Below are 19,630 nucleotides of genomic sequence, written 5' to 3'. Positions count from 1 at the left end.
AAAATGGGTATTTTCGAGCGGTTTTTAAGCGTTTGGGTGACGCTCGCGATTATCATTGGCGTGGTGTTGGGCGTGGCTTATCCGCCACTATTTCAATGGGTGTCAGCTCTGGAAGTGGCACAAATCAACCTGCCTGTGGCGGTGCTGATTTGGCTGATGATTTACCCGATGATGATTCAGATTGACTGGTCGGCAATCAAAGATGTCGGCAAAAAACCGCAGGGGCTTTTGCTGACGGTGGTGGTGAACTGGCTGATTAAACCGTTTACGATGGCACTTATCGGCTGGCTGTTTTTCCGTGTGTTTTTCGCGGCGTGGGTCGATCCGCAATCGGCACAAGAATACATCGCCGGTATGATTTTATTGGGCGTTGCGCCTTGCACGGCGATGGTATTCGTGTGGTCGCAGCTGGTGAAAGGCGATCCCAATTACACTTTGGTGCAGGTGTCGGTAAACGACATTATCATGATTTTTGCTTTTGCGCCGATTGCGGGATTGTTGCTCGGCATGAGTGATATTGCCATCCCTTGGCAAACCTTGATTTTAAGCACGGTTTTGTATGTGCTGCTGCCGCTGATTGCAGGCTGGCTGACAAGGAGGATTTTGCTGAAAAACAACCGCTCCATCGCCGCCTTTACCGCCAAACTCAAGCCGTTTTCCATCGTGGGGCTGCTGCTCACCGTGGTACTGCTGTTTGCTTTTCAAGCCGAAACGATTTTGGACAAACCGCTGGTGATTGTGCTGATTGCCATTCCGCTTTTGGTGCAGACCTACGGCATTTTCTTTTTGGCACACGGTTTGGCAAAATGGCTCAAATTGCCGCGTGAAATTTCCGCACCCGCCTGCTTAATCGGCACGAGCAACTTCTTTGAACTGGCCGTTGCGGTAGCGATTTCGCTATTCGGCTTACATTCGGGTGCGGCATTGGCAACGGTGGTGGGCGTATTGGTGGAAGTGCCCGTGATGTTGTCGCTGGTGTGGTGGGTGAATAGGATAAATCGAGGGTAGTTCTATCTGTGGTTCGCCGCTTGTCTTAGGCTAAATTGCTTTGACTAAAATAAAGGGCAGCTGTTTGAATAAAGCGGCTTGAATGATTTAAAAACTGCATTTACACCGCATTTTTTCACCAAACATCAAAAAAAGTGCGGTGTAAATATATGAAAATTTTGTATAATAGTCGTTTGGCAATTTTTTATATAGTCGAATAAAATAAGAATGAGACAAGGCAGCGAAGCCGCAGACAGTACACATAGTACGGCAAGGCAAAGCAACGCTGTATCATTCTTATTTTAAATGACTATAAATCATCCGGCACAAAACCGCACCAACGCTATGAACATCTTCCAAATTTATTATTCGTCAGAACAAATCAGCAAATTAGACCCCGAATTTATCCCCGTTTATAACGCCCCCAATCCGCAAGAACGCTGGTTTGAATATGGCGTAATGCGCAATCTTTGGCAAAATCACCATCATTATTTTGACGATTTTGTGGGTGTGCTCAGTCATAAATTTTATGAAAAAACAGGGCTGACCGGCAAAGATGTTAAGGCGTACATTACCAAGCATGCCTCGCAAAATGCGGGGGGGGGGGAGATATTTATTTGTTTGATCCTCTTATTGCTCCCACTCATTTATATATTAATCAATGGCGACAAGGAGATTTTTGCCATAGTGGCTTAATCAAGGTTGTGCAAAATCTGCTGGATAAACTCAAAATTCCCGTATCCATAGGAGATATGATCGATCTGAGCAGTACGTCCGTGTACTGTAATTATTGGGTAGGCAGCCCGAGATTTTGGCAGGCGTATATGGCGTTTGCCGATGAATTTTACCGCTTGATTGAAGAGGATGCCGACAACCAACTGGGTGCACGCAGCTTTGTAGAGCATTCATATGTGCGGACCTATCCGATGATACCTTTTATTATGGAGCGGCTGCCAACTTTGTTTATGCGTCTGAATCCGCAGTTTAAGCGTGTGGTGTACGAATATCCTGAAGAGCTGCTCAAAAAGCGTTGGGGCGTGGCGTATGATGATATTGTGGCACTCAAGCAGGCTAAAGAAGCGCAGGATTGGCAGGCAATAAAACACCATACCGAGCAGTTGTTTTCTAAATTGACACCGGCACAATTAAAATGTTTGTATGCTTTTAATTATTTGCCTGAAAAATGAGTTGTGCAACTAAATCGCCTTGCCCGCCTGTTTGAACGGCATGAGCAGTTTTTTGAACTGTCCGTTGCGGTGGCGATTTCGCTATTCGGCTTACATTCGGGTGCGGCATTGGTTAACCGTAGCCGCCAATCGGAAAAATAGGGCAGTTATTGACTATAAAACGATATGGCCCGGCCGTATCGGTTTTGTTTTTGTGTTATCCGGGATAAAAGGCCGTCTGTAAAATCCAAATGCAGACGGCCTTTTTACGTTTCGGTATCTTGTCTTAACACAGGGCAGCGTAACAGACGGCAGGCGGTGTTATAATTAAAAGTTCACAGCCATAAGGATAAGAAAAATGACATTGAAACCTCCTGTCCGCATTGCCGTAACCGGAGCTGCGGGACAAATCGCTTACGCTACTTTATTCCGAATTGCCGGCGGCATCATGTTGGGGCGCGACCAGCCGGTGATTTTGCAGTTGCTCGATCTGCCGCACGCGCAAAAAGCGTTGGGCGGGGTGATTATGGAAATGCACGATTGCGCGTTTCCGTTGCTGGAAGACGTGTTCGCAACCGATGATCCGGAAGTTGCGTTTAAAGATGCCGATATTGCGATTTTGATTGGCGCGCGTCCGCGTACCCAAGGCATGGAGCGTTCCGACTTGCTGCAGGCCAATGCCGCGATTTTCAAAACGCAGGGCGAGGCCTTGAACAAAGTGGCCAAGCGGGATGTAAAAGTATTGGTGGCGGGTAATCCGGCAAATACCAATGCTTATATTGCCATGAAATCCGCTCCCGATTTGCCGCCTGAAAATTTCAGCGCATTGATGCGTCTGGACCACCATCGTGCGGTCAGCCAAATCGCCGAGAAAATAGGGCGTTCCGTTACCTCCATCGACCATATGTGCGTTTGGGGCAACCACAGCCCGACCATGTATGCCGATTTCCGCTATGCCATCAGTAATGGAGAATCCGTTGCTGATATGATTACCGATCCGAATTGGCACAGCGAAGTCTATATGCCGAAAATTGCCCAACGCGGTGCGGCCATTATTGAGGCGCGCGGTGCATCGTCGGCCGCTTCTGCTGCGAATGCGATTATCTACCACTTGCGCGATTGGATTTTGGGCACAAGCGGAAAATGGGTAACCATGGCCGTTCCTTCAGACGGCTCTTACGGCATTCCCGAAGGTGTGGTATTCGGTTTTCCGGTGATTTGCGAAAACGGCAAAGCAGAAATCGTACAAGGCTTGGATTTGTCCGATGAGTTCAGTAAAAAGCATATCGAGCTGACTTTGAACGAACTGCTGGACGAGCGGGAAGCAGTGCGGCACCTGCTGTAACCTTGCACTGCCCAATCGGGCAGACAATCACACCAAAGGCCGTCTGTAAAATCAACAGCAGACGGCTTTCGGGTATCAAAACGCAATCAGACGGCATATTTTGTTGGTCAAACTGTATCAAAACGCTGCAGTTTGCTAAACTTCCGTCTCTTTTCCCATCATTCAGCAAACAACGGAACATTTATGAAAAAAACAGCCATCGCGCTCACCGCCGCCGCCGTATTATTGGCCGCCTGCGGTACAGACAAGCCGATACCGGCCGACAACGGGCAAACAGTCAAGCCGGTAAAGCAAAGCAGCAAACGCCCGACTTTTGATACTGCTGCCGAATCGGTTGCCAGCAGCGGCTTCAATGCCAATACCAACGTCCAACAATGGATTGATTACGAAGTTGCCCAAAAGCAGTTTTCACGCAGCGAGCTGCAACAGTTTTTTGACGGCGCAGCCTATAAAGGCAACATCATCAATATCATGTACCGGCCGGGTACTTCACGCCCTTGGTATGAGTTTCGCCAAGGCAATTCAGGCACGGCGAAGTTTAACAACGGCCGTAAGTTTTACGCGGAAAACCGTGCGGTCATTGACGATGTGGCCAAGCAGTACGGCGTACCGGCCGGACTGATTGTCGCCATCATCGGCATTGAAACCAATTATGGCCGAAATACCGGCACATTCCGCGTGGCAGATGCCTTGAGCACCTTGGCGTTCGATTATCCGCGCCGCGCCGAATTTTTCCAAAACGAGCTGGCAGAGCTGCTGTTGATTGCCCGTGAAGAAAAACGCGATGTGTTCAGCTTCAAAGGCAGCTATGCAGGCGCGATGGGGATACCGCAGTTTATGCCGTCCAGCTTCCGCAAATGGGCGGTGGACTACGACGGCGACGGCAAGCGCGATATTTGGAACAACATTGGAGACGTTGCCGCTTCGGTTGCCAACTATATGAAGCAGCACGGTTGGCAGACGGGCGGCAAGATGGTTGTGCCGGTAACGCTGAACATCAACGGCGATTTGCAGGCGATTATCGATGAAAAAACCGCGCTGACCCGCACGGTGGCCGATTTCAAAAAAATGGGCGTTGTGCCGCAGCAGCCGGTTGCCGACAGCGAAAAAGCCGTATTGTACCGTTTGGAAACCGCTCCGGGCGTGTACGAATATTATTTGGGCTTGAACAATTTCTACGCAGTTTGGAAATACAACAACAGCCGCATGTATGCCACGGCCGTACGCGATATTGCCAATGCAGTCGATAGCAGCGGGTTGTAAGCCGTCTGCAAAAACACCGCCTTTTTAGGGCGGTGTTTTTTTACAGACGGCCTGCCGGAGCAGGGCGGAATACGGCAAAAAATGTTAGAATACGGAGCAGGTGCGTCATGCGCCGCCGCATTCTTATCCTTCCCAACCCGTCAGGCCGTCTGCAAAACAGCAGGCGCGGCTTTGATGATACTATCTGGAAGCACACATGGCTTATCAAGTTCTTGCCCGAAAATGGCGTCCGAAAACCTTTGCCGATTTAGTCGGACAGGAACACGTCGTCAAAGCCCTCCGCAATGCCTTGGACGAAGGCCGTCTGCACCATGCCTACCTGCTTACCGGTACGCGCGGTGTCGGCAAAACCACCATTGCGCGGATTTTGGCAAAAAGCCTCAACTGCGAAAATGCCGACCACGGCGAACCTTGCGGTTCATGCGCGAGCTGTACCCAGATTGATTCGGGGCGGTATGTGGATTTATTGGAAATCGATGCGGCCTCCAATACCGGTATCGACAATATCCGCGAAGTATTGGAAAACGCCCAATATGCGCCGACGGCGGGCAAATACAAAGTCTATATCATCGACGAAGTACATATGCTCTCGAAAAGCGCGTTCAACGCCATGCTCAAAACGCTGGAAGAGCCGCCCGAACACGTCAAATTCATTCTGGCCACCACCGATCCGCACAAAGTACCGATTACCGTATTGAGCCGGTGTTTGCAATTTGTGTTGCGAAACATGACCACGCAGCAAGTGGCCGAGCATTTGGCTCATGTTTTGAACAGCGAACAAGTGCCTTATGAACCTGCCGCGCTGCAACTGCTGGGGCGCGCCGCCGCAGGCTCGATGCGCGATGCTTTGAGTTTGCTCGATCAGGCCATTGCCATGGGTTCGGGCAAAGTTGCCGAACATGACGTACGCCAGATGATTGGCGCGGTGGACAAGCAATATCTTTACGAGTTGCTGCAAGGGATTGTCGCGCAAGACGGCCAAGCACTGCTGGGCAAAGCGCAGGAAATGGCGGCGCGAGCCATTGGTTTTGACAGCGCGTTGGGCGAATTGGCCATGCTGTTGCAACGTCTCGCGCTGATTCAAACCATTCCCGCCGCGTTGGCAAACGACGATCCGGAACGGGATATACTTTTGTCGCTCAGCCAAGCCATGAGCGGCGAGCAAATCCAGCTCTACTACCAATGCACCATTCACGGCAAGCAGGATTTAAGTCTTGCCCCCGACGAATATGCCGGTTTCGTGATGACTTTGCTGCGTATGCTGGCATTCGCGCCGCTGGCCGCCTCCGCCCATAATGCAGACGGCATGATTGAACACAGCCAGCTTCATGATGCGGAAACGGCAGCACCGCTAAAAAAGCCCCAAGCGTCGTCTGAACCGGTTCAAGCCATTCAGACGGCCATCTCTGCAAATGCAGCCGAGAGTAAGCCGTCTGCATATACCGCACCGCCCGAACAGGCGGTACAGCAAGCAGCACAAGCACCCTCAAGTTCAACAGAAGACAGCGCGCCTTCTCCTTTCCCGTCAGATGATGTTCCGCCTTGGGAAGAGCAGCCGTCTGCATTGGGAGAGACTGCCGCCGCGGATAATCCGCTGCCTCAAGCCGTGGCAGACAAAGCGGAAGTTCGGGAAAATACGGTTTCTCAGCAGGAAACAGTTGAAACGCCGCCGCCTCCTCATTTTGCAGACGGCCTGCCGTATGCGGAAGACGCGGAATATCCGCCCGTTTACCATGATATGGCGGCTGATGATATGCCGTATGAATATCCGCCTCCTGATTTTATCGAATCGGCGATGCCTGCAAACGTGGGAGACGAAGAAGCCGACGAGGAGGAAGCAGAGGAAGAGACGGACGAGCCTGTATTTACGCCTTTGCCCGAATTTAAGCCGGAAAACTGGCCTGCATTGGTACAGCGTTTTGCCAAAAAGTTCGGTGCCGCGCAAATGTTGGCGCAACATGCGGCATGGACGGAGTACCGCAGCGAAGACGGCCTGATGATGCTGTCGCTTACCGAAGAAGCGCGCAAAACCAGCAGCAAAGACCGTTTGGATAAAATTCAAAACGTCTTGGCCGAGGCTTACGCCATTCCGCTCAAGCTGCAAACCGAAGCATGGCGGGACGATGCGGGTTGGGAAACGCCGGATATGCGCCGAAAGCGTTTGCAAGTTGAAGGCAGGCAGCAGGCGCAAGCGTTTTTGGACGCAGACCCGACTGCCAAAAAAATTATCGAATTGTTTGAAGCGCAATGGCAGCCTGAAACGCTGGAATTAACCGATCAGGCAGGATAATCCGAAAGACTGCCGGAAAGTAAGGCCGAGCCGCCGCGCGTGCGCTGAAACGGGCAAAGCGGTACGGCAGCCATACGGTGTTCGGTTACGGAGTTCGGTACAGACGGTAAGCCGGTTGTTCGCCAACAGCATGATATAGTCATTTAAAATAAGAATGATACAGCGTTGCTTTGCCTTGCCGTACTATGTGTACTGTCTGCGGCTTCGCTGCCTTGTCTCATTCTTATTTTATTCGACTATAAGACAAGCAGAATATGTTATTTGCGGCAGAAAAATAAGGGTTTGGCTGCATTATTGCGGCAAAAAGGCCGTCTGTAAAATCCATCAACGATTTTGCAGACGGCCTTTTTGTGGTTGTAGCCGATGAAAAGATGTCTCTGAATCACACGAAAGGAGACAAAACAGCAAAAGCCGTTGGCAGTGCTGACAATACGGGCTGGCGGGCTTGCTGTTTCAGCAGTTTGGTCAAGCTCCCTCTTTGAGCAACGCTGCATCATGCCGGCTGAAACGGCTATATGCCTGATACCTGTTTGCCGTGCCGTTTACAGGGTTGGGTATGTTTTGCAGTTTGGGCATACAGTCGGATAAAACAGGCGCGGAACATCGGGGCAATGCAGCCAAACCGTTGTCCGTTCGCTTGTTCTTCGGCTGTTGAATACCGAAACCACATTGCTATCCGCTTTATTCGTAGGCGTCGTATTCTTTGCTTTGGTCGGGAAAGTTGATGTAGCTGTAAAAATTGCCGTTAATTTGGGTGGTGTTGATGTGGTACATACGGTAGGCGTGAAACAGCTCGGCATCGGGCGGGGTGGGATTGTTCCAAAATTGCGCCAGCGGGCCTTGGAAAGTCAAGCCTGCCATATCGTAATGAGCGCGCCCCAATACTTTCACCGGCATATTGTGAATCAGGGCGGAAAGTCCGCTGGTGCTGTTGAGCGTGACCATGCCTATGCCGCCGCGGAGGAAAACCGGCAGGGGAACGTCATGAACGTAGGTAATGCGCCCTTTCAGTTTGGGGTGTTTTTTGATAAAGCGGCGGATGTCCTGCGCATAATCGATGAAGCCCCTGTCCATCGGGTGGTGTTTGACAATCAGGTTGATGTCGTCCGGCGCATGGGTGGCGAATGACGTTAAAACATGCAACAGAAAGCTGCGTACCGATGAAAAGTCGCTGTGTACGCGTACTTGGCTGTCGTTGAAGACTTGGAGCGGTACGATGAAAAAGCGGCGGTAATGCCCTTGTTTGACCCGTTTGGCGACTGCGGCATCCTGAATCCAATAGCCGAGGCGTTTCAAGCCGGAAAGCGTCCACAGACGGATATAGTGGCCGAGATTGGCGGCGCGGTGGTGGATATATTCAGGGTAGCGGGCGCGCTGTTTGTGGGTATGGATATAGTATTGGGCGGCGCGTTTGGCAACCGGCAGAAAACCGGCGGGTACAACGGGCGGCGCTTCGTAGAATTGTTGCGGCAGTTTGGGAAACTGCGAGGAGAAAAAGGCGGCGTTTCGCGGGAGAGGGGAGAAATCGTTGACGCCGGTTTTTTCCAAGGTAACGAAATGCGGACGGAAATAGCCTTCTTCAAATGCCCAAAAGCCGATATTTTGCGCCTCGGCAACCTGTCGGGCAAGGAGGTGGTAAGGACGGGTATCGCCGAAGCAGACCACTGCACCGATATGATGTTCGCGGAGATAGGCAGCCAGAAAGTCGGAAAAGTGATCCAAGCTGTCGAGATATTCCAGCGTGTTCGGAAGGGAAGGCGGGTAGAAAAAGCTGTCGCCGCCGTTGAAGTTGAATTTGTGTACGGTTTTGCCCCGCGCCTGCAGCCAGTGGGCAAACTGGGTAAAGAAATCCCCTACCGGCCCCTGCAACAGTAAGACGGTATCGGTACTTTCAGCCAGTTGCTGAAGATAGCTGCGGAATGGTGCGGTCATGGCGGTGGTTTGCGGTATGGTCGGCAAGTGGAATGTTTATTGCCCCTGCGCCGGCGGTGGGTATGGGGAGAGCAGGCAGGAGGCGGGGGCAGTAAACCGTAGGTACGGCCTTACCGCCCGATGGCAGAATTATTCGGAGCAGCTTGCTGTTTGCAGACGGCTTTTGATGTTTGAGGCCGTCTGTAAAAAGGCTATGCGGAATACGGATACAATCTGCGTTTTTATAGTCATTTAAAATAAGAATGATACAGCGTTGCTTTGCCTTGCCGTACTATGTGTACTGTTTGCGGCTTCGCTGCCTTGTCTCATTCTTATTTTATTCGACTATATTTTGGGAAAACGAAACGGTAAAAGGAAGTAAATATAAGGGGTATGTCGGTGTTTGTAAAGCGGATTGTTGCCGATTATTGATAATAAACAGAAAAACGGTTTCAACGTCGTTTGAGCAAGCGGATCAGGTGGCGGATTTTGTCGACTTGTTTGGCCGGCCAGCTCCGGTATATGCCGTGAGAAGATTTTTGTCTGCTCTTTTGTTGGGCCAAAGCCAAGGCTGCGGTCAGCGCATTGGTTGCCTGCAAGGTATCGGGGTGGGTGTATTGCGGGTAGTGCAGCAGTGTTCCGGCGACAAGCTCGGGCAGGCGGAGACGGCGGCTGCGGCGGGGAATCGGCAGCAAATCTTCGGTGAGCCCCCAGCCTGCATAAAAGGGCAGGCCGTAGCAGCAGACTTTTTTTCCGCGCAATAAGGCTTCGAAGCCGGTAAGAGAGGTCATGGTGTGTACCTCGTCGGCATACTGCAAACAGGCAAGAATGTCTGCTTCGGCGGCGGTTTGGTCGGCGTAACGGGCGGTTTCTTCCGGCGGAATGCTGCCGGTGCGGTTGCCGCTCACCACATCAGGGTGGGGTTTGTACACGATGTAGGCATCGGGATTGCGCGCGCGTACGGCTTTGAGCAAATCCAGATTACGGAAAATTTGGGGCGAGCCGTAGCGGATCGAGGCATCGTCTTCAACCTGTCCGGGGACGAGGATAACGGTTTTGCCGGTATCGGGTACGGAAAACGAGCGGCTGCCAACATTGTATTTGCTGATGTTTGATTCGGTCAGCACGGTTTGCAGCGATAATGCCGTCTGCAAATCATGCTCGCCGAATGCTTGGTGTTGCAGAATATGCTCCAAGCGGGACGGGGTTTCGGCATTGAAATAGATGCCCATATCGTCGATGACCAACGACAGCGCGGGCACAAGATTGGAGCCTAATCCGACCGAACGGATAAAGCCGTCTTCCATACGCAGCAGCGGTATGTTTTGACGCGCGGCAAAATCGGCAATTTCCTGCCTGCCGTTGCCCCATGCCAGCAGGCGCGCATCGGCAGGGAATTCGGTGTGTTTGAGTTTTTTGACCGATCCGACAAACTTCAGACGGCATGAGGGGAAATGGAAAAACGGTTTGATGACGGCACGCTTCCACAGCGACATTCCGACACAATATATCTCGCCGCGCAGCTTTTCGTTTTGCCGCCTCATGGTCGCAAGGTAGTTCAGCACATCGGAAAGCGTGCCGGCTTCTCCGGTATTCGGATTGAGATAGCGGCTGTATTGTAAGTAAGCGGCGGCGAAAAGCTGCATGAGCGAGCGCGGCGCGCGGCGGTTTTGTCGGGCAAGGTTTGCCGCACCGGGGTGGCGGTCGTCGCTCACGCCCCAGCCTGCATACCACGGCAAGCCGAATGTTACCAGCGGTTTGCCGCAGAGCAGGGCTTCAAAACCCATTTGCGAAGTCACGGCATAAACTTTATCTGCCTGCTGCAGCAATGAAATCGGGTTGACATCGGCGGCCAGCAGGCGTACGCGCGGTTGCTGCACCAAATCGGTGAGATAACCGCGTTTTTTGCCGCACAATACATCAGGGTGGGTTTTGACCCAGATTTCGGCATCAGGGTTTTCTGTCAAGGCCGCTTGAAACATCTGTACGAATGTTTGCTCGTCCGCGCCGCCGTATTGCAGCGCCATATCGCCAAAAGTCTGGTCGATAACCAGTACCACGTTTTTTGCAGACGGCTTTTCGCACCACTCGGGGAAAACGGTTTCAAAATCAGGAGCATGGTTGTACTTGGACAAACGCTGATTGACGATGAAATCCGCCGCTGCCTGCGCTTCTGCCAATAATGCAGACGGCATTTCCGCTGCCAGAATCAGTTGTTCCAAACGTGAAGGGCGTGTGGTGTCGTAATAAATGCCGATGTCGTCCAAGATCATGGCAAACGGCGGCCAGCCCTCTACGCCTAAGCCCAACGAGCGGACAAAGCCGTCTTCCAAAGCGATAAACGGCAAATAGTGTTTTGCAGCAAACGCTCGGGCTTTGCGGGTAGTCGGACGCAAGCCCCAGCCGATAACGGCTTCTGCTCCGACCGGTGATTTACTGATGGCAAATTCAGGCAGAAAGCGGTTCAGATTGGGAATTTTGCGGATACCGGAAGAGGGGATATAGGCGGTTTTCACGATAGGGGAAGCAATAAATGAAAGGAATTGCAGTGTTGCTGTTCGGGGTGGCGGCAGTCATCAGGCGGTTTGGCGCAACGGCTTGTGTGCGAAACGGTATGCCGAAAGGCTGAATTTGCAGACGGCATCAAAAGGCCGTCTGCAAAACAGGCATTTTCATTACAGGCGTTTTAATTGGCGCAAGACATGATTCGGAAACCGAACAACGCTGCGGAAGTTCTGTTTCCGAATCATGTTTTCATGCGTGCATCAGCATACTTCGACCAGCCAGCCGTATTTGTCTTCCGCCAGACCGTATTGGATGTCGGTGATGGCTTTGCGGATGGCGTAACCGCGCTCTTGGCTTTTTACCTCGATTTCCTGTCCGCCGATAACAAACGAAGTTACTGGAGAGATGACGGCGGCCGTACCGGTCAGAATGGCTTCCGCACCGTTTTTCACCGCGGCTTTCAGTTCGTCAACGGTAAAGTTGCGTTCGGTAACGGTGTAGCCCAAATCTTTGGCAATCGTCAGCACGGAATCACGGGTAACGCCGTGCAGAAATTCATCGGTCAGCGGCTTGGTGATGATTTCGCTGCCGTTGATTAAGATGAAGTTGGACGCGCCGGTTTCCTGTACGTCGCCGTTCGGGCAGAACAAAACTTGGCTGGCGCCGTATTCGGCTTTGGCTTTCAATACCCAAGGCATGGCGGAGGAATAGTTGCCGCCGCATTTGACGCGGCCCATGTGCGGGGCGCAGCGCAGATTTTCGGTTTCCACCAGAATTTTGACCGGAGAGCCGACTTTGAAGTAATCGCCGACAGGAGAAGCCAGAATATACAGCAGCGCGGTTTCAGACGGCGCACCGGCTTTGCCGATAACCGGATCGGTACCGATTAAGGTAGGGCGCAGATACAGCGAAGCGGGCGCATCGGGAATCTCATCTGCCGCACGTTTGACCAGCTCGACCAAAGCATTGAGATAGGCTTCGGTTTCCGGTTTCGGTAAATGCAAAATATCCGCGCTCTGCTGCATACGGGCGATGTTGGCTTTTGGGCGGAACATCGCGATTTTGCCGTTTGCTTGGCGGAAGGCTTTCAATCCCTCGAAGCATTCGCTGCCGTAATGCAGCGCGTGTGCGCCCGGAGCGATTGTCAAATCTTGGGAAGACTGCCATTCGACCGGTTGCCATGCGCCGTCTTTAAAGGAAATAACGGGCATTTCTGCGTGGAATACGCTGCCGAATACGGCGGGAACAGGTCTGGTCATGATGTTTGCCTTTCTTATTTTTGCCGAACAGCTCGGACAAGGGATAATAAAAGACTAAACAATACCCCTTAGCTTATGGGTTTGGCAAGTATTTTGCGGGAAAATTGTCGGCAATTTTACAGTAGTGTGGGCGCGGGGAAAATGCGCGTTGGCAGAGTATTAAGGCAGGTTTTCCGAAGCAGAGCCCTGATACGGCACCGGCTTGTTTTGGCGTATTGCCTGCATAATCTGCGGTTGGCGGTGCGGCAGCGGAATTGAATTTCTTCGGCTGCAAACTGCTGCCCGTCCTATCCTAAACGGCGCAAATCGTTTAAACTAACCGCCAATCCTGTTTTCAGACGGCATGGGCGGCAAACCGGCAGCCTTTGCGTCCTTTTGCGGAGATTCTGATGAAAATTTTTTATACTGTTATTAAAATTCTGATTTTGTTGGTATTTTTGCTGTTGGCCGTCAGCAATACCCAAACCGTATCCTTTTATTACCTGCCCGGACAGCCGGTAAATCTGCCGCTGATTGTGGTGTTGTTCGGCGCATTTGTCGTGGGCATTGTTTTCGGTATGTTTGCTTTGTTTGGCCGACTGTTGCGTTTGCGTAGCGAAAATAACCGTCTGCGTGCGGAAGTGAAGAAACACGCCCGTATGGGTGAGCAGGAAATTCAAGCCGCAACCCCTGTTGTGCCGTCTGCTCCTGCTGCTCAGGAAACAGCCGAGACGCCTTCCAAATAATATCAAAGGAAAAATATGGATAACGAACTTTGGGCTATCCTGCTGCCGATTATCTTATTACCGGTGTTTTTCGCAATGGGGTGGTTTGCTGCCCGTGTCGACATGAAAACCGTGTTGAAACAGGCAAAAAGCATTCCGACAGGTTTTTATAAAAGCCTCGATGCGCTGGTGGACCGCAACAACGGCCGAGCCGCCCGTGCATTGGCGGAAGTGGTTGATCAGCAGCCGCAGTCTTACGATTTGAACCTGACCTTGGGCAAGCTCTACCGCCAGCGCGGGGAAAACGATAAGGCCATCAACATGCACCAAGCATTGCTGGAATCGCCCGATACGGTGGGGAGCAAGCGTGAGCGGGTGCTGTTTGAATTGGCGCAAAACTACCAAAGCGCAGGTTTGGTTGACCGGGCGGAGCAGATTTTCCTCGAGTTGCAGGAAGGCGACATGGCCCGAGAAGCCCGCCAGCACCTGATGAGTATCTACCAGCAGGACAGAGACTGGGAAAAAGCCATCGAAATGGCGCAACAGTTGAGCCGTAACGAGCAAACCTACCAGTTTGAAATCGCCCAATTTTACTGCGAGCTGGCGCAGACGGCGTTATTCAAATCCAATTTCGATGTTGCCCGCTACAACATCGGCAAGGCATTGGAAGCGAATAAAAAATGCAGCCGTGCCAATATGATTTTGGGAGACATCGAAGCCAAACAGGGCAATTTCCCTGCTGCTGTCGAGGCTTATGGCGCAATCGAGCAGCAAAATCACGCTTATTTGAGCATGGTTGGCGAGAAACTTTACGAAGCCTACGCGGCGCAAGACAAGCAGGAGGAGGGTTTGAACCGTTTAATCGGTTTCATGCAGACTTTCCCGGATTTGGACTTGATTAATGTGATTTATGAAAAATCTCTGCTGCTGAAAGGCGAAACCGAGGCGGCGCAGACTGCTGTCGAGTTGGTGCGCAAAAAGCCTGATTTAAACGGCGTGTACCGTTTGCTCGGCTTGAAACTCAGCGACATGAGCCCCGCATGGAAAGCTGATGCGGATATGATGCGCTCGGTGGTCGGCCGCCAGTTGCAAAAAAGCGTGATGTACCGCTGCCGCAACTGCCATTTCAAATCACAGGCTTTTTTCTGGCACTGCCCGGCGTGTAACAAATGGGAAACTTTTACGCCGAATAAGATTGAAGTATAGGCAGTCTGACAGGGTGTATATATAGTCGAATAAAATAAGAATGAGACAAGGCAGCGAAGCCGCAGACAGTACACGTAGTACGGCAAGGCAAAGCAACGCCGTATCATTCTTATTTTAAATGACTATATTGAAAAAGCCGTCTGCAAAATCTAATTTTGCAGACGGCTTTTTGTTGCCGGTTTCGGCTTATTCGCATTTGAGCTGTGCTGCTTTTTCAGCAAACGCTTCTTCGGCTATTTTGCACATGCGTTCGCGCTGTTCGGCGGTGGCGGCAGGCAGGGATTGGCGTAGAAAATCAGTATTGCCTTTGTGGAACTCTGCTGCTTTGCCGGCTTTTTGGTAGCAGGCTTGGGCGCGGGTAAAGTGGCTTTGGCAGATTTCAGGCAACTCTTCAAACGATAAAGGTTTGCTTTGGTGCAGGCTACGGGCGTGTAGCGGTGCGGAAGTAAGTGCGGCTGTGACGGCGAATAATGCAAGGGCTCGGAGGGTCATGTTTTTTCCTTTTCGGCTGTTTTGCAGACGGCCTTTCAGACAGCCGTTTGCAATAAAAAATACGGAACGCTTAGGCTTCTGAACCGCTGCCTGATGTAGCGATGGTTTCGATTGGCGATATGCTGAAAAAGCCGCCTCCCCTGAAGCCTTGGGGGGCGGTTCATATGTTCTCAGACGGCTACCTCGGCTTTAATGTGCGGGTGCGGGTCGTAACTGCTCAATTCAAAGTCTTCAAATGTGAAGGCGAACAGGTCTTTGACTTCGGGATTGAGCTTCATCACAGGCAGCGGGCGCGGTTCACGGCCAAGTTGTAATTGCGCCTGCTCGAAATGGTTGCTGTACAAATGCGCGTCGCCGAAGGTGTGGACAAACTCTCCCGGTTGCAAGCCGCACACTTGCGCCACCATCATGGTCAGCAGCGCGTAGCTGGCGATGTTGAACGGCACGCCCAAGAAAATGTCGGCGCTGCGCTGGTACAGTTGGCAGGAAAGTTTGCCGTCTGCAACGTAGAATTGGAACAGCGCGTGGCAGGGCGGCAGCGCCATTTCGTCCACCAAAGCCGGATTCCATGCAGAGACAATCAAGCGGCGCGAGTCGGGATTTTTTTTGATTTGTTCGATCAGGTTGCTGATTTGGTCGATGTGGCGGCCGTCGGGAGCGGGCCAACTGCGCCATTGGTAGCCGTACACCGGGCCTAAGTCGCCGTTTTCGTCCGCCCATTCGTCCCAAATGGAGACATTGTTGTCTTTCAGATATTTGATGTTGGTGTCGCCTTTGAGAAACCACAACAGCTCGTGGATAATGGAGCGCAGGTGCAGCTTTTTGGTGGTCAAAAGCGGAAAGCCCTGATTCAAATCAAAACGCATCTGGTAGCCGAATACCGAGCGCGTGCCGGTGCCGGTGCGGTCGGATTTGTCGGTGCCGTGTTCGAGAACGTGGCGCATCAAGTCTAAATAGGCTTTCATGGCTTTCCTTATGTGTATGGTTGGAATAGATAAGGTGTATTGTAGCACTCTGTTGCGGAAAATGCCGTCTGCAAAACACGCGGAAGCGATACGGGGTGTATTATCAAACCGCGGTTTGGCGCAAATTTGTTTTTTCAGACGGCATGATGTTTGCTATACTTCAAGGGTTTGAACTTGTTATCTAAAATAAAGGAATATCATGGCTGATTTCAACCAAATTCTGACTCCGGGCGACGTGGACGGCGGTATCATTAATGTTGTCAACGAGATTCCGCAAGGCAGCAACCACAAAATCGAATGGAACCGCAAGCTGGCGGCTTTCCAACTCGACCGCGTAGAGCCTGCGATTTTCGCCAAACCGACCAACTACGGCTTTATCCCGCAAACTTTGGACGAAGACGGCGATGAATTGGACGTATTGCTGGTCACCGAGCAGCCGCTGGCAACCGGCGTATTTTTGGAAGCGCGTGTAATCGGCGTGATGAAATTCGTTGACGACGGCGAAGTTGACGACAAAATCGTCTGCGTACCTGCCGACGACCGCAACAACGGCAATGCTTACCAAACATTGGAAGATCTGCCGCAACAATTAATCAAGCAAATCGAGTTCCACTTCAACCACTACAAAGACCTGAAAAAAGCAGGCACGACCCAAGTGACCAAATGGGGCGGCGTGGAAGAAGCCAAAGAAGTGATTAAGGAATCCATCGAACGCTGGAACCGTCAGGCTTAAGCTGCCGGCAGTACCGCCATATAATGCCGTCTGCAAATACCAAGTGTTTCAACGCTTGGTTTGCAGACGGCGTTTCCGCTGTTATCTTTCCCGTTTTTCCTATCGACATGAATGCCATTCAGATTGAACATACCGCCGCCGTGCTGGCCGAAATGCTGACCTTCAAGCAGCCTGCCGATGCCGTGCTTTCCGCCTATTTCCGCGAACATAAAAAACTCGGCCGCCAAGACCGTCATGAAATCGCCGAAACGGCGTTTGCCGCATTGCGCCATCATCAGAAAATTTCTGCGGCACTCCGCCGCCCGGCTGCTCAGGCGCGTAAAGCCGCACTGGCTGCGCTGGTACTCGGCCGCAGTATGAACATCAGCCAAATCCAAGATATTTTGGACGAGGAAGATAAAGAATTTTTAAGCCGTTTGAAAGCGCGGAAGGCCGAATTTGCAGACGGCATCACAACTGCTGCCGAGCTGCCTCAATGGTTGGTGGAGCAGTTGCAACAGCATTATACAGATGAAGAAGTGCTGGCGTTCGGGCGCAGCGTAAACAGCGCGGCTCCTTTGGATATACGCGTCAATACCTTGAAGGCCAAGCGCGACAAAGTGTTGGCGCAGTTGCAAAATGAAGACATTGCCGCCGAGGCTGCGCTATTTTCGCCGTGGGGCATACGCTTGAAAGATAAAATTGTGTTGAACAAACATGAATTGTTTTTGGACGGCGCATTGGAAGTACAAGACGAAGGCAGCCAGCTCTTGGCTTTGCTGCTGGGGGCGAAGCGCGGGGAAATTGTGGTAGACTTTTGCGCCGGAGCAGGCGGCAAAACGCTGGCCATCGGCGCGCAAATGGCAAACAAAGGGCGGATTTATGCCTTTGATGTGGCCGAAAAACGCCTTGCCAACCTCAAGCCGCGCATGACCCGTGCGGGATTGACCAATATTCACCCCGAACGCATCAGCAGCGAGCACGATACGCGCATCGGCCGCCTGCATGGCAAAGCCGACCGTGTTTTGGTTGACGCGCCGTGTTCCGGCTTGGGAACGCTGCGGCGCAATCCTGATTTGAAATACCGCCAATCGCCGGAAACCGTTACCAAGCTGTTGGCACAGCAACACAGCATTTTGTCGGCGGCAGCGGATTTGGTTAAGCCGCAAGGCCGTCTGGTTTATGCGACCTGTTCGGTTTTGCCGGAAGAAAATGAAATGCAGGCAGAGCGTTTCCTTGTCGAGCATCCGGAATTTGAGCTGCTTGATTGCGGGGCGTTGCTGGCGGGTTTGAAAATTGATTTGAACACCGGAAAATACCTGCGCCTGAGTTCGGCAGAGCATCAAACAGACGGTTTTTTTGCTGCGGTATTTCAAAAGAAACAGTAGGGCTAGTCAATAAGCCGGCGGAACAGCAAGCCGTAGGGTGAAAGCCGCAGCCGCATGATGAAGCCGGGCTGCGGTTTTTGTTTGAACAGGTTTGAATATGTCGTCTGCAAAACGGTTGTTATATAGTCATTTAAAATAAAAATGATACAGCGTTGCTTCGCCTTGCCGTGCTATTCGTACTGTCTGCGGCTTTGCTGCCTTGTATCATTTTTATTTTATTCGACTATATTTTTCATATAACGGCTGTTTTGCAGACGGCATTCAGCTTAATAAATAGCCGAGCAGACCTGATGTGCCTACGCCGATTAATACGGTGGGCAGCATGGATAAACGGCCGGCGGCCAAAACAGTCAGCGCGATGGCAACAAGTTCGTGCGGTTTGTCGGAAACAAAATACGGCGCGATAACCGAAATCAGTACGCAGCCCGGAGCGGCTTCCATCACCACTTGTGCGCGGCGGCTCAATGTGCGGTTGCGTAAGGCGAAAAAACCAATCAGGCGGGTAGAGTAGGTAACGGCAAGCATGGCGAGGCACGCTAAAAATGCGTTGAAAGCGATGTTCATGCAGTTTCTCCCCACCAATAAGCCGCAAACAGGCCGGATAATGCGCCTGCCGGTACATACCATGCGCCGTCAGTCGTCAGATACACCGCTGCCGCCGTGACCAAGCTGACCAGCCACGGGCGCGAGGCGGCAAAACTTTTCCACATTCCGCGCAGCAGTACCAAAAATACCGCAGGAAACGCCATGCCGAACCCCCATGCTGCAATATCGCCGAACATCGGGCCGACCGCCGCGCCGATTGCGGCAAAGGAAGCCCAAGAAAGATACAGTACGGTACACGCTCCGGCATAAAAGGGCATATTGAATGCAGGCAGTCCTTGCGCTTTGCGTTTTTGCGCCTCTGCCAAACCCAGTGCCCAACTTTCGTCGCACATAAAAAACAGCGCAGGCATGACTTTTTTGAGCGGTGTGTGCTTCAGATAAGGAGCAAGCGCCGCCCCCATCAGAATGTGGCGCGAATTAATCATCAAGGTCACCGTCGCAATCAGCAGTATCGGCAGAGGATCGGCCCACAGGTTGACGGCGGCAAATTCCGAACCGCCGGCGAAGTTCATCATGGTCATCATCAGCATTTCTGCCCAGCTCATGCCTTTCTGACCGCCTTGAACGCCGAGAATCAATGCCCAAGGCAAAAGACCGATCAGCATGGGGGAGCATTCTTTCATGCCGCGTATAAATTCTGATTGGGGTGTGGGAGACATATTGGTTGGTCAATATCCTAATAGTTGGAGCGTTATAGTCATTTAAAATAAGAATGATACTGCGTTGCTTTGCCTTGCCGTACTATGTGTACTGTCTGCGGCTTCGCTGCCTTGTCTCATTCTTATTTTATTCGACTATATTATAAACTTTTGCAGACGGCATTGGGTTGCA

At 51.8% G+C, this 19,630-nt stretch carries 18 protein-coding genes; 11 read left to right on the top strand and 7 right to left on the bottom strand.

Annotated features, from left to right (window positions below; all coding sequences use genetic code 11):
• Positions 1-3 precede the first annotated feature (3 nt).
• The 7 genes from arsB to dnaX all read left to right on the top strand — a co-directional run bounded on the left by arsB (position 4) and on the right by dnaX (position 7,051).
• A complete protein-coding gene (gene arsB, locus EL111_RS07240; protein WP_123795884.1) occupies positions 4-1,008 on the top strand; it encodes an ACR3 family arsenite efflux transporter in 1,005 nt (334 codons plus the stop codon).
• Between the two features lie 324 nt (positions 1,009-1,332).
• Complete coding sequence (locus EL111_RS07235) at positions 1,333-1,683, top strand: hypothetical protein (protein WP_123795885.1); 351 nt, start codon at positions 1,333-1,335, stop codon at positions 1,681-1,683.
• 56 nt (positions 1,684-1,739) lie between these two features.
• A complete protein-coding gene (locus EL111_RS07230; protein ID WP_123795886.1) occupies positions 1,740-2,174 on the top strand; it encodes a hypothetical protein in 435 nt (144 codons plus the stop codon).
• Between the two features lie 3 nt (positions 2,175-2,177).
• Positions 2,178-2,315: a hypothetical protein gene (locus EL111_RS10560; RefSeq protein ID WP_162842990.1), complete on the top strand. Its 138-nt coding sequence runs from the start codon at positions 2,178-2,180 to the stop codon at positions 2,313-2,315.
• A gap of 196 nt (positions 2,316-2,511) precedes the next feature.
• Positions 2,512-3,498 (top strand): malate dehydrogenase, encoded by a 987-nt coding sequence (locus EL111_RS07225; RefSeq protein WP_123795887.1) that lies wholly within the window; start codon positions 2,512-2,514, stop codon positions 3,496-3,498.
• Positions 3,499-3,681: 183 nt separating this feature from the next.
• Positions 3,682-4,761, top strand: coding sequence for a lytic murein transglycosylase B (mltB, locus tag EL111_RS07220; RefSeq protein ID WP_123795888.1), 1,080 nt, complete (start codon positions 3,682-3,684; stop codon positions 4,759-4,761).
• Positions 4,762-4,957: 196 nt separating this feature from the next.
• Entirely contained in the window at positions 4,958-7,051 is a 2,094-nt protein-coding gene (dnaX, locus tag EL111_RS07215) for a DNA polymerase III subunit gamma/tau (RefSeq protein WP_123795889.1), read from the top strand.
• A 681-nt stretch (positions 7,052-7,732) separates the two neighbouring features.
• Here the strand turns inward: dnaX and EL111_RS07210 are convergent.
• The 3 genes from EL111_RS07210 to ilvE all read right to left on the bottom strand — a co-directional run bounded on the left by EL111_RS07210 (position 7,733) and on the right by ilvE (position 12,726).
• Positions 7,733-8,983, bottom strand: a complete 1,251-nt coding sequence (locus EL111_RS07210) for a capsule polysaccharide biogenesis protein (protein ID WP_123795890.1) — start codon at positions 8,981-8,983, stop codon at positions 7,733-7,735.
• A 431-nt stretch (positions 8,984-9,414) separates the two neighbouring features.
• On the bottom strand, positions 9,415-11,478 hold the full coding sequence (locus tag EL111_RS07205) for a capsule polysaccharide biogenesis protein (protein ID WP_123795891.1): 2,064 nt from the start codon (positions 11,476-11,478) through the stop codon (positions 9,415-9,417).
• A 249-nt stretch (positions 11,479-11,727) separates the two neighbouring features.
• The gene (gene ilvE / locus EL111_RS07200; RefSeq protein WP_123795892.1) at positions 11,728-12,726 is read right to left on the bottom strand and encodes a branched-chain-amino-acid transaminase; all 999 of its coding nucleotides are present in this window, start codon (positions 12,724-12,726) and stop codon (positions 11,728-11,730) included.
• Between the two features lie 389 nt (positions 12,727-13,115).
• Here ilvE and EL111_RS07195 point away from each other — a divergent pair, with 389 nt between their 5' ends.
• Positions 13,116-13,451, top strand: a complete 336-nt coding sequence (locus EL111_RS07195; RefSeq protein ID WP_123795893.1) for a LapA family protein — start codon at positions 13,116-13,118, stop codon at positions 13,449-13,451.
• A 15-nt stretch (positions 13,452-13,466) separates the two neighbouring features.
• A complete protein-coding gene (lapB, locus tag EL111_RS07190; protein ID WP_123795894.1) occupies positions 13,467-14,636 on the top strand; it encodes a lipopolysaccharide assembly protein LapB in 1,170 nt (389 codons plus the stop codon).
• 186 nt (positions 14,637-14,822) lie between these two features.
• Here lapB and EL111_RS07185 read toward each other — a convergent pair whose 3' ends face one another.
• Positions 14,823-15,128: a hypothetical protein gene (locus tag EL111_RS07185; RefSeq protein WP_123795895.1), complete on the bottom strand. Its 306-nt coding sequence runs from the start codon at positions 15,126-15,128 to the stop codon at positions 14,823-14,825.
• Positions 15,129-15,298: 170 nt separating this feature from the next.
• Positions 15,299-16,093, bottom strand: a complete 795-nt coding sequence (locus EL111_RS07180) for a thymidylate synthase (RefSeq protein WP_123795896.1) — start codon at positions 16,091-16,093, stop codon at positions 15,299-15,301.
• A gap of 199 nt (positions 16,094-16,292) precedes the next feature.
• On the opposite strand from EL111_RS07180, the gene EL111_RS07175 reads away from it, so the two are divergent.
• Both EL111_RS07175 and EL111_RS07170 read left to right on the top strand, forming a co-directional pair.
• On the top strand, positions 16,293-16,826 hold the full coding sequence (locus tag EL111_RS07175; RefSeq protein ID WP_123795897.1) for an inorganic diphosphatase: 534 nt from the start codon (positions 16,293-16,295) through the stop codon (positions 16,824-16,826).
• A 107-nt stretch (positions 16,827-16,933) separates the two neighbouring features.
• Complete coding sequence (locus EL111_RS07170) at positions 16,934-18,193, top strand: RsmB/NOP family class I SAM-dependent RNA methyltransferase (RefSeq protein WP_123795917.1); 1,260 nt, start codon at positions 16,934-16,936, stop codon at positions 18,191-18,193.
• A 261-nt stretch (positions 18,194-18,454) separates the two neighbouring features.
• On the opposite strand, the gene EL111_RS07160 is transcribed toward EL111_RS07170, so the two are convergent.
• Together EL111_RS07160 and EL111_RS07155 are read right to left on the bottom strand one after the other, a co-directional pair.
• Positions 18,455-18,757 carry an AzlD family protein gene (locus EL111_RS07160; RefSeq protein WP_123795898.1) on the bottom strand — a complete coding sequence of 101 codons (303 nt, stop codon included), beginning with the start codon at positions 18,755-18,757 and terminating at the stop codon, positions 18,455-18,457.
• Positions 18,754-19,458: an AzlC family ABC transporter permease gene (locus EL111_RS07155; protein ID WP_231998369.1), complete on the bottom strand. Its 705-nt coding sequence runs from the start codon at positions 19,456-19,458 to the stop codon at positions 18,754-18,756. Before EL111_RS07155 ends, EL111_RS07160 begins: the two co-directional genes overlap by 4 nt.
• Positions 19,459-19,630: the final 172 nt, after the last annotated feature.

Source organism: Neisseria animalis, assembly GCF_900636515.1.
Classification (GTDB): Bacteria; Pseudomonadota; Gammaproteobacteria; order Burkholderiales; family Neisseriaceae; genus Neisseria; species Neisseria animalis.
Note: the sequence above shows the minus strand (reverse complement) of the source record. Positions and strands in the feature narration are given on the sequence as shown.

Excerpts from the sequence above, each read along its gene's own strand:
- arsB (WP_123795884.1), top strand. The coding sequence starts at position 4 with ATGGGTATTTTCGAGCGGTTTTTAAGCGTTTGGGTGACGCTCGCGATT.
- EL111_RS07235 (WP_123795885.1), top strand. The coding sequence starts at position 1,333 with ATGAACATCTTCCAAATTTATTATTCGTCAGAACAAATCAGCAAATTA.
- EL111_RS07230 (WP_123795886.1), top strand. The coding sequence starts at position 1,740 with ATGATCGATCTGAGCAGTACGTCCGTGTACTGTAATTATTGGGTAGGC.
- EL111_RS07225 (WP_123795887.1), top strand. The coding sequence starts at position 2,512 with ATGACATTGAAACCTCCTGTCCGCATTGCCGTAACCGGAGCTGCGGGA.
- mltB (WP_123795888.1), top strand. The coding sequence starts at position 3,682 with ATGAAAAAAACAGCCATCGCGCTCACCGCCGCCGCCGTATTATTGGCC.
- dnaX (WP_123795889.1), top strand. The coding sequence starts at position 4,958 with ATGGCTTATCAAGTTCTTGCCCGAAAATGGCGTCCGAAAACCTTTGCC.
- EL111_RS07210 (WP_123795890.1), bottom strand. The coding sequence starts at position 8,983 with ATGACCGCACCATTCCGCAGCTATCTTCAGCAACTGGCTGAAAGTACC.
- ilvE (WP_123795892.1), bottom strand. The coding sequence starts at position 12,726 with ATGACCAGACCTGTTCCCGCCGTATTCGGCAGCGTATTCCACGCAGAA.
- EL111_RS07195 (WP_123795893.1), top strand. The coding sequence starts at position 13,116 with ATGAAAATTTTTTATACTGTTATTAAAATTCTGATTTTGTTGGTATTT.
- lapB (WP_123795894.1), top strand. The coding sequence starts at position 13,467 with ATGGATAACGAACTTTGGGCTATCCTGCTGCCGATTATCTTATTACCG.
- EL111_RS07185 (WP_123795895.1), bottom strand. The coding sequence starts at position 15,128 with ATGACCCTCCGAGCCCTTGCATTATTCGCCGTCACAGCCGCACTTACT.
- EL111_RS07180 (WP_123795896.1), bottom strand. The coding sequence starts at position 16,093 with ATGAAAGCCTATTTAGACTTGATGCGCCACGTTCTCGAACACGGCACC.
- EL111_RS07175 (WP_123795897.1), top strand. The coding sequence starts at position 16,293 with ATGGCTGATTTCAACCAAATTCTGACTCCGGGCGACGTGGACGGCGGT.
- EL111_RS07170 (WP_123795917.1), top strand. The coding sequence starts at position 16,934 with ATGAATGCCATTCAGATTGAACATACCGCCGCCGTGCTGGCCGAAATG.
- EL111_RS07160 (WP_123795898.1), bottom strand. The coding sequence starts at position 18,757 with ATGAACATCGCTTTCAACGCATTTTTAGCGTGCCTCGCCATGCTTGCC.
- EL111_RS07155 (WP_231998369.1), bottom strand. The coding sequence starts at position 19,458 with ATGTCTCCCACACCCCAATCAGAATTTATACGCGGCATGAAAGAATGC.